Origin of the sequence: Micromonospora sp. NPDC127501 (assembly GCF_040302185.1) — a bacterium.
GTDB lineage: Bacteria > Actinomycetota > Actinomycetes > Mycobacteriales > Micromonosporaceae > Micromonospora.
The window spans coordinates 590,381-602,043 of sequence record NZ_JBEORJ010000003.1 but is presented as its reverse complement, the minus strand read 5'-3'; the positions used below and the strand labels follow the sequence as shown (position 1 = coordinate 602,043).

The following is an 11,663-nucleotide window of genomic DNA, read 5'->3' as shown; positions in this document are numbered from 1 at the left end:
GCCAACCTCCAGCGCTTCGCCGATCTCGGTGTGGATGTGCAGATCACCGAGCTGGACGTGATGACCGGCGGCAACCAGGCCAACATCTACGGCGCTGTCACCCGCGCCTGCCTGGCGGTCTCGCGCTGCACCGGCATCACCACCTGGGGCGTGCGCGACTGCGACTCGTGGCGCGGTTCCGACAACGCCCTGCTGTTCGACTGCAACGGCAACAAGAAGGCCGCGTACACCGCGGTCCTGGACGCCCTCAACGGCGGCTCGACCCCGCCCACCACGCCCCCGCCGGGCTCCGGGGTGGACACCAGCGCCTGGTACGTGTTGCTGAACCGGAACAGCGGCAAGGCGCTGGACGTGTACGCCTCGGCCACCAACGACGGGGCGCGAATCAGCCAGTGGTCGCGCAACAACGGCGTCAACCAGCAGTGGCAGTTCGTCGACTCGGGGGGTGGCTACTACCGGGTGAAGTCCCGCAACTCCAGCAAGGTGCTCGACGTCAGCGGCTTCTCCACCGCCGACGGCGGAGCGATCGTGCAGTGGTCCGACCTCAACGGCACGAACCAGCAGTTCCGACTCGCGAATTCGGCCGACGGCTACGTACGCCTGATCAACCGCAACAGCAACAAGGCCGTCGAGGTGCAGGGCGCGTCCACCGCCGACGGTGGGAACGTCGTCCAGTACGCCGACTGGGGCGGCAACAACCAGCAGTGGCAGCTGGTCCGGATCGGCTGACGACCGCCGCCACGGCTGGGGGAGCGGGAGCTGCCGGCCGCTCGGGATCCGGCCGGCGCCCGCCCAGGCGAGGTGTGATCAGTGGCGGCCCGCCCCCATCCGGGGCGGGCCGCCGTGGCCGGCAGGTCGCGCTGACTACGACCCGACGGATCGATACCAATCGTTTGACGTATGACGTATCACCCGCTAATTTTCACCCTGCGGGCCGCCCGGCCACCGGGAGCCAGGACGTTGCGCCGCGGGGGGTTCGGCGCGGCCTGCCACGAAGCCCGGATCGTGGCACCGCCATCGACGCACCGGTTGGCCTCGGGTTGCTCGCACACAACACCCCAGCCGTGCTGACGCCACCACCAGGACGCCGGCACGCACGCCAGGGCACGCGCGGGCGCTCCCGCTCGTGGGTGACCCCGATCGAAGGAGTGGACCATGAAAGCCCTCGGTGAGGCTCGTCCCGCCTCTCGACAGAGATCTGGCTGGCGGTCAGGGTTGGCCGCAGCGGCGGCCGCGGTCATGGCGGCCAGCACACTCGTCGCGGTCGACGCGGCGCCCGCGGCGGCAGCGACAGTGGACACCAACGCCTCCTACGTGCTGGTGAACCGCAACAGCGGCAAGGCGCTGGACCTGTACGCCTCCGCAACCAACGACGGCGCACGGATCAGCCAGTGGACGCGCAACAACGGCGTCAACCAGCAGTGGCAGTTCGTCGACTCCGGGGGTGGCTACTACCGGATCAAGTCGCGGCACTCGGGCAAGGTGCTCGACGTCAGCGGCTTCTCCACCGCCGACGGCGGGGCGATCGTGCAGTGGTCGGACCTCAACGGCACGAACCAGCAGTTCCGGCTGGCCGATTCGGACGGTGGCTACGTTCGGCTGATCAACCGCAACAGCAACAAGGCCGTCGAGGTGCAGGGCGCGTCCACCGCCGACGGTGGGAACGTCGTGCAGTACGCCGACTGGGGCGGCACCAACCAGCAGTGGCAACTCGTCCCCGTCGACGGCGGCAACCCGCCGCCGTCGGGTGGTAGCGGGTGCGGCAAGGCACCGACGCTGGCCAGCGGCACGCACACGATCCAGAGCAACGGCAAGAGCCGGACCTTTATCCTGCGGGTGCCCGCCAACTACAACAACAGCAACCCCTACCGGCTGATCTTCGCCTTCCACTGGCGGGGCGGCACCATGCAGGAGATCTCCTCCGGCGGCACCAGCGGGACCGCGTGGTCCTACTACGGGCAGCAGGAGCAGTCGAACAACAGCGCGATCCTGGTGGCGCCCCAGGGATTCGGCAACGGCTGGGGCAACTCCGGCGGTGAGGACATCACCTTCGTCGACGACATGATCAACCGGATCGAGAGCAGCCTCTGCGTCAACCCGAGGCAGCGGTTCGCGCTCGGCTTCAGCTGGGGTGGCGGCATGAGCTACGCCGTCGCCTGCGCGCGGGCCAACGTCTTCCGGGCCGTCGCGGTCATCTCCGGTGCGCAGATCAGCGGGTGCAGTGGTGGTACGCAGCCGATCGCGTACTTCGGGCTGCACGGCATCTCGGACAACGTCCTGAACATCTCCCAGGGCAGGGCGCTGCGGGACACCTTCGTCCGCAACAACGGTTGCACCGCCCAGAGCCCGCGCGAGCCGGCCGGCGGCAGTCGTACCCACATCACGACCGCCTACTCGGGTTGCCGGGCGGGATACCCGGTGCAGTGGGCCGCGTACGACAACGGTCACATGCCCGGCCCGGTGGACGGCACCTACGCCGAGAGCGGCATCACCACCTGGACCAAGGGTGAGATCTGGAGGTTCTTCGCCCAGTTCTCGTGACTCTTGTCGGCCACAGCCGGCGGCGCCTGCTCCCGTACCTCGGGGGCGGGTGCCGTCCGTTGCCCGTGACCCTCAGCGTTCGAGGCGGACCGGGCTCCCCGAGCCACTGCGACGGACCAGCCAGGCCTCGGTGATGTGGGTGAACATCGCCTCGGCGGCGCCGTTGGGGTCGTGGGCCGCGATGCGTTCGTAGATGCGCCGGTGCCCCTGGTTGGACGCCACGCACAACGCCCGTTCGGTCCGGCCCATGTACCGGGCGGTGTTGATGACCTGGCTCTCCAGCGCGCGTACGACGCCACGGGCGATACGGTTGCCGGATGCCTGCATGATCGTGTCGTGGAAGGCCCGGTCGTGGTCGTGGTAGGTGACGTGGTCGTCGACGAGCTCGTCCATCCGGTCCACCATGGCCCGCAGCCGATCGACGGTCTCGCTGTCGGCGAGGCGGGCGGCGACATTCGCCATGTCGGACTCGAGCACCCGGCGGGTGACGACCAGGTCGTCGAGGATGGCGAGGCTGTCGTCCACCGCGATGGTGGCCGCGAGGACGAGTTCGTCGAGCATGTCCCAGTGTGACGGCGGGGTGACCATGGTGCCGGCCCCCTGACGGACCTGCACCAGCCCCTTCTCCTGAAGGATCTTCACTGCTTCCCGGACGACGGTCCGGCTCACGCCGAAGGTCTCGCAGAGGATCGGCTCGGGAGGCAGGGATGTCCCGGACGGGTGCACGCCGCGGACGATGCGCTCCACCAGCTCGGCGGTGACCGCCCTGGCGAGGTTGGTCGGCCGACGCACCCATGCCGGGGTCGCCGGGCTGTTCAGGGCTGTCTCCTGCGGTGGCGTCATGTCCCCCTCCGAATGGCTCGCCGTGGCACGACGTCTGGGTCAGTGTACGGCCGACTGTTGACGTCACACGTCATACGAGTTACCTTCCGGTCAACATTTGGCTCGCGGGGCACCCGCCGGCCAACCCCCTCACAGAGGTGACAATCGATGAGACAGCGCGCAATATGGTCGGCCGTCCTCGTTGTGGGCCTGGCCCTGGCCGGTTGTGGAAGTGCTAGCGATTCGGGCAAGTCAACAAGTTCGGACGGCAAGTTGGTCGTTTGGGACTGGAAGTCCGGCGAGCCATTTGCCAAATCCTATCTGGACAAGGCCAAGGCCGACTTCAAGAAGAAGCACCCCGACGTCGAGGTCGAGTTCGTCGCACAGCCCTTCGACCAGTACTACACCCTGCTCGGTGCGGCGATCCAGTCCGGCAAGGGCCCGGACGTCATGCTGTTCAACGGTGGCGGCCAGATCCGCGACCGGGTGGACGCGCTGGTGCCCCTCGACGACTACGTGGCCGAGGACAAGCAGCGGCTGGCCGGCTGGGACGCGTTCAGCAAGGACGGCAAGATCTACGCCGCCCCGGTGACGCTGCAGGGCTACCCGATCTACTACAACAAGACGGTCTACCAGAAGGCGAACCTCGACCCGGCGAGCCCGGCCACCACATGGGACAAGTTCGTCGCCGACTGCGCCGCCATCGCCAAGGCGGGCTCCAAGTGCTTCGCGCTCGGTAACAAGGAGGGCGTCGGCATCCAGTTCTGGCTCTCCAGCATGGGCTCGACCACCCTCACCGCCGCGGAGTACGACGCCTGGATCGCCGGCAAGCGCGACTGGAACTCGGCCAACGTCAAGCGGCTCTTCCAGCTCTGGAAGGAGACCGGCGACAAGAAGATGAACAGCGACGGGGCCAACTCGACGGCCATGTTCAACGACTCCTTCGCGCTCTTCCAGTCTGGTAAGGCCGCGCACGTGATGGGTTTGATGTCGGACGTGGGTCACTGGCAGGACTTCAACGAGTTCCTGACCCCGGAGAAGCTCGGCGTCATGAAGGCCCCGATCGTCACCGCCGGCACCACGCCGACCCTCCCGTACGACGGTGGCATCGGCTACGCGGTCGCCAAGTGGACGAAGGACCCGAAGGTGGCTGCCGACCTGGCACGCTCCCTGAGCTCGGCCGACGCGTTGAAGGCCTTCTACGCCGACGCCGGCGCGATCGCCGCCGACACCACCATCGACGTGTCGCAGGCCGGACCGGCCGTCGCCACGATCGTCGGCGAGCTGAAGAGCGGCAAGCCCGCTCTGCACGTGGCGCTCTCCTCGAAGACGCTGGACCTGATGGGGCGCCTCTCCCAGCAGCTGCTCAGCGGGTCGATCACCGTCGACGAGGTGGTGAAGCAGTTGGCCGCTTCCGACCAGGCGGGCTGACCTCGTGCCGATCGGAAACACGCAACCGTCGGTCCGTCCGGCTTCGGCCGGACGGACCGGTGGGGCGGCGGTCACCCCCGCCGCGCATCGGAGTGGCCCACGACTCCGTCGCATCAGTGGCGGCCTGGGGGCCGAGCGCTACGCCCCCTACATCCTGGTCCTCCCGGCCGTCCTGATCATCGTGCTGCTGCGGCTCTACCCGCTGCTGCTCGGCGTCAACTTCTCCTTCACCGGTGACGGCGAGCAGAACGGGACGGCGGTCGGGTTCGGCAACTATCGCGAGCTGTTCGCGGATCCGCTGTTCCAGACCGCGCTGAGCAACGTCGGGCTGCTGGTGCTGCTGCTGCCGGTGGCGGTGGCGATCCCCGGTCTGCTCGCGACGTTCATCTACCTCCGGGTGCCGGGTCACCGCTTCTACCGCAGCGTCTACTTCTTTCCGGCGGTGCTCTCACCGGTCATCGTCGGTGCGATCTTCAACCTGTTGCTCGCCTTCGACGGCCCGCTCAACGCCGTGCTCGGGTCGTTCGGTGTCGGCCCGGTGGACTGGCTCGGGGACCCGGACATCGCCATGTTCATGGTGGTGGGTGTGCACATCTGGGCCACCTTCGGGATGGCCCTGGTGGTGTTCCTCGCCGGCTTCGCCACGCTGGACGCCGCGCTCCTGGACGCCGCCCGGGTGGACGGGGCGACTCTGCGCCAGATCGTCTGGCACGTGATCATCCCGGCCCTCTCGCGCACCATCCAGTTCGTCTTCGTGACCACGATGATCGGGATGCTGACCTCGATGTTCGGGCTGCTCTACGTCATGACCAGCGGTGGCCCGGAGGGGTCGACGTACCTGCCGGAGTTCTACATCTGGAAGCAGCAGGGTCAGATGAACCGTCCGGCTCTCGCGTCGGCGGCCTCGACGATCCTCTTCATGATCATGCTCGTCGTGGGGCTGTTGCAGATCAAACTGCTCGAACGATCCGGAAAGGAGGACTGATGTCTCGCCTCCGCCTGGGACGGTGGCTGATCGCCATCCCCATGTCGCTGCTCGCCCTGGCGACGATCTACCCCCTGCTGTTCACCGCCAACGTCGCGATGAAGACCCGGCGTGACTACATCCTCGACCGGTTCGGCCTGACCGACGCTCTGCGCTGGGAGAACATCAGCACGGCATGGACCAGCGTCGGCATGGGCCGCTACTTCGTCAACTCCCTGATCGTGGTGACGGCGTCGGTGCTCCTGCTGCTGCTGTTCGGGTCGATGGCCGGCTTCGCCCTGAGCCAGCTACGGTTTCGCGGCTCGTCGGCGTTGTTCCTGGGTTGCCTCGCGGGGCTCTTCATCCCGTTCCAGGTGATCATGGTGCCGCTCGCCCGGATCATGGCCGACACCGCGCTCATCGACACGTACCCCGGCCTGATCCTGGTCTACGTGGCCCAGTTCCTGCCCTTCACGGTCTTTCTCATGACGAGCTACTACAAGGGCATTCCGCCGGAGATCGTCGACGCCGCGCGGATCGACGGCAGCACGGTGTACGGCGTGTACCGCCGGATCATGCTGCCGCTGGGCACCCCGGCGCTGCTGTCGGTCGGCATCCTCAACGCCCTGTTCTGCTGGAACGACGTCCTCATGGCGCTGGTGATGATGCCCTCGGCCGAACACCGGACGCTCATGATCGGCGTGACCTCGCTGCGCGGGCAGTACTCCGACAACATCCCCACCTTCGCCTCCGGGGTGCTGATCGCCGCGATACCCGTCCTGTTGGTCTACCTGTTCCTCCAGCGCCAAATTGCCGACGGCGTGGCCGCCGGTTCCACGAAGGGTTGACATGCGGATCACGGGATATCGGACGCTCTCCACGGTTCAGGAATGGGGCCGACCAGTCGGCGACGCCAACGGGGTCTTCTCCGACGGGGTGGTCCCGGTCTCGATCGTCATCGTCGACACCGACGAGGGCATCTCGGGAGTCGGCCTCGGGCCGCACGTCGAGATCGAGCGGATCTTTCCAGCCATCGAGGGTGAAGACCCCCGGGCCGTGACGTCCCTGTACGACCGCATGTTGCGGCACACGTTCAAGGCGGGCCACGCCGGGCCGGTGTTCGGCACCATCGGTGCTCTGGACACCGCACTGTGGGACATCAAGGCGCAGGCCGTCGGCGAACCGCTGTGGCGGTTGCTGGGCGGACGGGACCGGCGGGTCACCGCATACGCGTCCGGGTTGGACATCGGGCTCACCGACGACGAACTCGTCGCGGAGTACGAGGTCTACGCGAGCCGCGGCCTGCGAGCGGCCAAGCTCAAGGGCGGCCTCGACATCGAGCGCGATCGGCATCGCCTGAGCCTGGTCAGGGATGTCCTGACCGAGGCCGGACACGGTCGACGGCCGGGCCTGATGCTCGACGTCAACGAGGTGTGGACCCGCAAGCAGGCGGTCCGGCATGTCTGCGAACTGGAACGCACCCTGGACCTCATCTGGATCGAGGAGCCGGTCCGGCGCTGGGACGCCGAGGGTCTCGCCGCGGTCAGCCGAGGCGTGTCCGCGTCGGTCGCGACCGGTGAGAACCTCACCGGGCTCGAACAGTACCGTCCGCTGATCGCCGCCGGCGCGGTCGACATCGTCCAGATGGCGGCCGTCTGGGGGGTCACCCACTTCCTGCGGGCGTCCGCCCTGGCCCACGCCCACGACCTGCCGGTCAGCCCGATCGGCAACAGCCCGGTCGGGCTGCTGCACGCCGCGACCTCGGTGCCGAACCACCTGACGAGCGAGTTGCAGGACCTGCACACACCCGTTGGTGTCTCCATCGACCTGCACGTCGAGGACGGCGCCTTCATCCTCGGCGACGCACCCGGGCTAGGGGTCCGGGTGGACGAGGAGCGGATCCGGGCGGTCAACCGCCGCCCGCAGGCGCAGACGGCCGACAGCCCCAACGTCCGGCCGGAGCGGGCCGGACGACGGCTGCTGGCCGGAGTCGACGGGGTGATCCCCACCGGCCAGGTGCCTGTCGTGTCGCTGAACTCCCGCAACGAGGTGTCGCCGACCGTACGGCACTGAGCTGACCACCAGAACAGGAAAGGCGTGGGTGCATCGCGACGGCGATGCACCCACGACCATGCCCGGTCGGCACGACCGACGTACCGACCGTCGAGACGGAGGAACGATGAAGGCAGTCGTCTACCGGGGAGCGCGAGACCTCGGAATCGAGAACCGGGACCCGGAGCCACCGGGTCCCGGCCAGGTACGGATCGAGGTGGCGTACACCGGCATCTGCGGTACGGATCTCCACATCTACCACGGGGACATGGACGCCCGCGTTGGTGACTCCGCGATCATCGGGCACGAGATGTCCGGGCGGATCGCGGCGGTCGGCGAGGGCGTGACCGGCTGGCGCATCGGCCAGGCCGTCACCGTGATGCCGACCCGGCCCTGCGGACGCTGCGCCGCCTGCCAGCGGGGCAACTCCCACGTCTGCCACGCGATGAACTTCCTCGGCATCGACTCACCGGGTTCCATGCAGTCCTCCTGGACGGTGCCGGTGGAGCTGGTCCTGCCGCTTCCGGAGGAGTTGCCGCTCGACCACGCGGCGCTCGTCGAACCGGTGGCGGTCGCCGTGCACGACGTACGCCGGGGGAACGTGACCGCCGACGACCAGGTGGTCGTGGTCGGTGGTGGGCCGGTCGGCGTCCTGATCGCCATCGTCGCGCGGGGTCGTGGCGCGCGGGTGCTCCTCGTCGAGCCGGACCCGTTCCGACGCCAGGTGGCGGAGGGGATCGGGATCGAGGCCGTCGACCCGCGAGCGACCGACGTCGTGGCGCTGGTCAACGACCGTACCGATGGCGCGGGCGCCGACATCGCCTTCGAGGTGTCCGGCTCCCCGGCCGGCGTCACCACGGCGGTCGACGTCCTCACCACTCGCGGGCGGCTGGTCATGGTGGCGATCCATCCTCAGCCCCGCGAGGTCAACCTGCACCGGTTCTTCTGGCGCGAGCTGGAACTCCTGGGTGCCCGGCTGTATCAGCGCGACGACATGGTGGAGGCGATCCGCTTGGTCGCCTCGGGTGCGATCCCGGCACGGCAGCTGATCTCCCGGGTCGAGCCGGTCGAGGCGGCGAGCGCGGCCTTCGAGGCGCTGGAGGGTGGCGGCGTCATGAAGGTGCTGCTCGATGTGCGGGAGGGTAACCAGTGACGGCGTTGTTCGACCTGTCCGGCCAGACCGCCGTCGTGACCGGGGCGCGGCGCGGTATCGGCCTCGCCATGGCCGAGGCCCTGGCCCTGGCCGGCGCCGACATCGTGGGCGTCTCCGCCCAGCTCGAGGCGGAGGGCAGCGAGGTCGAACGCCGGGTGCGCGCCGCCGGCCGTCGGTTCACCGCGCTGCGGGCGGACCTCGGCGACCGGGCGGCCGTGCGCCGGCTGGCCGGCGACATCATCGCTCTCGGGCCGGTCGACATCCTGGTGAACAACGGCGGCACGATCGCCCGGACCCCGGCCGCCGAGCACCCGGACGAGATGTGGGACCACGTGATCGAGGTGAACCTCAGCAGCCAGTTCATCCTCAGCCGGGAGATCGGCCGGACGATGGTCGAGCGCGGCCGAGGGAAGATCATTTTCACCGCGTCGCTGTTGAGTTTCCAGGGCGGCATCACCGTCCCCGGTTACGCCGCGTCGAAGTCGGGCGTGGCTGGCCTCACCAAGGCGCTGGCGAACGAGTGGGCGGCCCGCGGGGTCAACGTCAACGCCATCGCGCCCGGCTACATCGCCACCGACAACACCCAGGCGCTGCGCGACGACCCCGACCGCAACGAGGCGATCCTCGGCCGGATCCCGGCCGGGCGGTGGGGCCGGGCCGACGATCTCGGCGGCGCCACGGTGTTCCTGGCGTCGACCGCGTCGGACTACGTCAACGGCGTCGTGCTGCCCGTTGACGGCGGCTGGCTGGGCCGATGATGGGCGCACAGGAGCCCGGGGCCGGGATCGTCGACGCGCACCACCACCTCTGGGTTCGCGCCCGGCACCCGCAGCCGTGGATCGACCCGGTGACCATGGCGGCCATCGACGCCGACTTCGAACCCGCCGATCTCGCGCCGCTGGCAGGGGCGGCCGGGGTCACCGCGACAGTGGTGGTGCAGTCCGTCGCCTCCGACACGGAGACGGTCGACCTGCTGGGAGTGGCGGCCGAGGACACTCTGGTCCGTGGAGTCGTCGGCTGGGTGGACCTGACCGCCGACGACGTTGCGCAGCGCCTCGACGGTCTGCGGGCCGCCCGAGGTGGGGAACGCCTCGTCGGCATCCGTCACCTCGTGCAGTCCGAGAGCGACCCGGCGTACCTGGACCGTCCCGACGTCCGTCGGGGGATCGCGGCGGTGGGCGCCGCCGGCCTCGTCTTCGACCTGCTGGTACGCCAACACCAGCTCCCCATGGCCGCGCGTCTCGCGCGCGACCTGCCCGAGGTGAGCTTCGTCCTCGACCACCTGGGCAAGCCCGCGCTCGGCAGCCCCGAGATGGCCGAGTGGAGCCGGGACCTGCGGTCGTTGGCGGCCTCGCCCAACACGACGGCGAAGCTCTCCGGGCTGGTGACGGAGGTGCCGCTCGCGCACTGGACGCCGGCTGACCTTCGACCCGCCGTCGAGGACGCCCTCGACGCGTTCGGGCCGGACCGGCTGATGTTCGGCTCGGACTGGCCAGTCTGTCTGCTCGCCAGTTCGTACCAGCGGTGGGTCGACACAGTGGCGGAGCTGCTGGAGGGCCAGGACGGGACCGGCCGGGCGGCGGTCTGGGGCGAGACGGCACGTCGCGTCTACCGGCTGGAGCCGTCATGATGGCGCGTGCACTGCCGCGCCGCCCGCAGCTACGGCTCACCGAGCTGGGCTTCGGCGCGGCCCAGGGGGGCAACCTGTACCGGACGACGACGGACGAGGAGTTCGCCTCGGCGGTCGACGCCGCCTGGGAGGCGGGCGTCCGGTACTTCGACACGGCGCCGCACTACGGTCTCGGGCTGTCCGAGCGCCGCCTCGGCGCCGCACTGCGCCAACGGCCGCGCGACGAGTACGTGGTGTCGACGAAGGTCGGGCGACTTCTGGCGCCGTCGCCCCAGGACGCGCACCTGCGGGATTCCGACGGGTTCGATGTGCCAGCGACCCACCGGCGGGTGTGGGACTTCAGCCGCGACGGCGTGCTCCGCTCCATCGAGGCCAGCCTGGAACGGACCGGGCTGGACCGGATCGACGTCGTCTACCTGCACGACCCGGACGACCACTGGGAGCAGGCCGCACACGAGGCCGTACCCGCCCTGATCGACCTGCGGGACCAGGGCGTCGTGGGCGCCGTCGGCGCCGGCATGAACCAGTCGGCGATGCTGGCTCGGTTCGTCCGGGAGACCGACGTCGACGTGATGATGTGCGCCGGGCGGTACACCCTGCTCGAACAGGGCGCGGCCGCCGACCTGCTGCCGGCCGCCGAGAACCGGGGGGTGGGCGTGGTCATCGCGGGCGTCTACAACTCGGGGCTGCTCTCGCGGGACCGGCCGCCGGCCGACGCCGTCTACAACTATCAGCAGGCTCCGGCGGCGTTGATCGAGCGGGCGCGGCGGATCGCCACGGTCTGCGAGACGTACGGGGTGACCCTGCCGCAGGCGGCCCTCGCCTTCGTCCGCCGGCACCCGGCCGTGGTGTCGACGGTTGTCGGCGTCCGCAACGAGGCGCAGGCGGTCGAGACGGTGCGACGGTCCGGGATCGTCGTGCCGGAGGAGTTGTGGGACGACCTGGCGGCGGACGGGCTGCTCGCCGTGCCGCCCGGACGACCTGCCTGATCGACGACGACGTCCCGGCCGGGATCGGCTCCGTTACCCGGATACCGGTCCCGACCGGGACGTCACCTGTTACGGCGACAG

11 protein-coding genes are annotated in these 11,663 nt (G+C 69.4%); 10 read left to right on the top strand and 1 reads right to left on the bottom strand.

The features are described from left to right. Window positions 1–729 (top strand): RICIN domain-containing protein (locus tag ABTW72_RS10045; RefSeq protein ID WP_502892177.1); only part of this gene is annotated, 729 nt, incomplete at its 5' end. A gap of 426 nt (window positions 730–1,155) precedes the next feature. After that, entirely contained in the window at window positions 1,156–2,541 is a 1,386-nt protein-coding gene (locus ABTW72_RS10040; RefSeq protein ID WP_350856685.1) for an RICIN domain-containing protein, read from the top strand. Between the two features lie 72 nt (window positions 2,542–2,613). Here ABTW72_RS10040 and ABTW72_RS10035 read toward each other — a convergent pair whose 3' ends face one another. Then, complete coding sequence (locus tag ABTW72_RS10035) at window positions 2,614–3,384, bottom strand: FadR/GntR family transcriptional regulator (protein ID WP_091401025.1); 771 nt, start codon at window positions 3,382–3,384, stop codon at window positions 2,614–2,616. Between the two features lie 252 nt (window positions 3,385–3,636). Between ABTW72_RS10035 and ABTW72_RS10030 the strand changes: the two genes are divergently transcribed. From ABTW72_RS10030 to ABTW72_RS09995, 8 genes are all read left to right on the top strand, one after another. Beyond that, window positions 3,637–4,794: an ABC transporter substrate-binding protein gene (locus ABTW72_RS10030; protein ID WP_350856683.1), complete on the top strand. Its 1,158-nt coding sequence runs from the start codon at window positions 3,637–3,639 to the stop codon at window positions 4,792–4,794. Between the two features lie 4 nt (window positions 4,795–4,798). After that, window positions 4,799–5,779 carry a carbohydrate ABC transporter permease gene (locus tag ABTW72_RS10025; protein ID WP_350856680.1) on the top strand — a complete coding sequence of 327 codons (981 nt, stop codon included), beginning with the start codon at window positions 4,799–4,801 and terminating at the stop codon, window positions 5,777–5,779. Then, on the top strand, window positions 5,779–6,606 hold the full coding sequence (locus ABTW72_RS10020) for a carbohydrate ABC transporter permease (protein ID WP_350856677.1): 828 nt from the start codon (window positions 5,779–5,781) through the stop codon (window positions 6,604–6,606). The genes ABTW72_RS10025 and ABTW72_RS10020 overlap by 1 nt, the downstream gene beginning before the upstream one ends. A 1-nt stretch (window position 6,607) precedes the next feature. Further along, a complete protein-coding gene (locus ABTW72_RS10015) occupies window positions 6,608–7,831 on the top strand; it encodes a mandelate racemase/muconate lactonizing enzyme family protein (RefSeq protein ID WP_350856674.1) in 1,224 nt (407 codons plus the stop codon). Window positions 7,832–7,937: 106 nt separating this feature from the next. Continuing rightward, entirely contained in the window at window positions 7,938–8,963 is a 1,026-nt protein-coding gene (locus ABTW72_RS10010) for a zinc-dependent alcohol dehydrogenase (RefSeq protein WP_350856671.1), read from the top strand. Further along, the gene (locus ABTW72_RS10005) at window positions 8,960–9,721 is read left to right on the top strand and encodes an SDR family NAD(P)-dependent oxidoreductase (RefSeq protein ID WP_350856669.1); all 762 of its coding nucleotides are present in this window, start codon (window positions 8,960–8,962) and stop codon (window positions 9,719–9,721) included. The genes ABTW72_RS10010 and ABTW72_RS10005 overlap by 4 nt, the downstream gene beginning before the upstream one ends. Next, window positions 9,718–10,593 carry an amidohydrolase family protein gene (locus ABTW72_RS10000; RefSeq protein ID WP_350856666.1) on the top strand — a complete coding sequence of 292 codons (876 nt, stop codon included), beginning with the start codon at window positions 9,718–9,720 and terminating at the stop codon, window positions 10,591–10,593. The genes ABTW72_RS10005 and ABTW72_RS10000 overlap by 4 nt, the downstream gene beginning before the upstream one ends. Continuing rightward, on the top strand, window positions 10,590–11,582 hold the full coding sequence (locus ABTW72_RS09995) for an aldo/keto reductase (protein ID WP_350856664.1): 993 nt from the start codon (window positions 10,590–10,592) through the stop codon (window positions 11,580–11,582). Before ABTW72_RS10000 ends, ABTW72_RS09995 begins: the two co-directional genes overlap by 4 nt. Window positions 11,583–11,663 lie beyond the last annotated feature (81 nt).

Bases quoted from the DNA above. Each gene is read 5' to 3' on its own strand.
- ABTW72_RS10040 (WP_350856685.1), top strand. From the start codon at position 1,156: ATGAAAGCCCTCGGTGAGGCTCGTCCCGCCTCTCGACAGAGATCTGGC.
- ABTW72_RS10035 (WP_091401025.1), bottom strand. From the start codon at position 3,384: ATGACGCCACCGCAGGAGACAGCCCTGAACAGCCCGGCGACCCCGGCA.
- ABTW72_RS10020 (WP_350856677.1), top strand. From the start codon at position 5,779: ATGTCTCGCCTCCGCCTGGGACGGTGGCTGATCGCCATCCCCATGTCG.
- ABTW72_RS10015 (WP_350856674.1), top strand. From the start codon at position 6,608: ATGCGGATCACGGGATATCGGACGCTCTCCACGGTTCAGGAATGGGGC.
- ABTW72_RS10010 (WP_350856671.1), top strand. From the start codon at position 7,938: ATGAAGGCAGTCGTCTACCGGGGAGCGCGAGACCTCGGAATCGAGAAC.
- ABTW72_RS10000 (WP_350856666.1), top strand. From the start codon at position 9,718: ATGATGGGCGCACAGGAGCCCGGGGCCGGGATCGTCGACGCGCACCAC.
- ABTW72_RS09995 (WP_350856664.1), top strand. From the start codon at position 10,590: ATGATGGCGCGTGCACTGCCGCGCCGCCCGCAGCTACGGCTCACCGAG.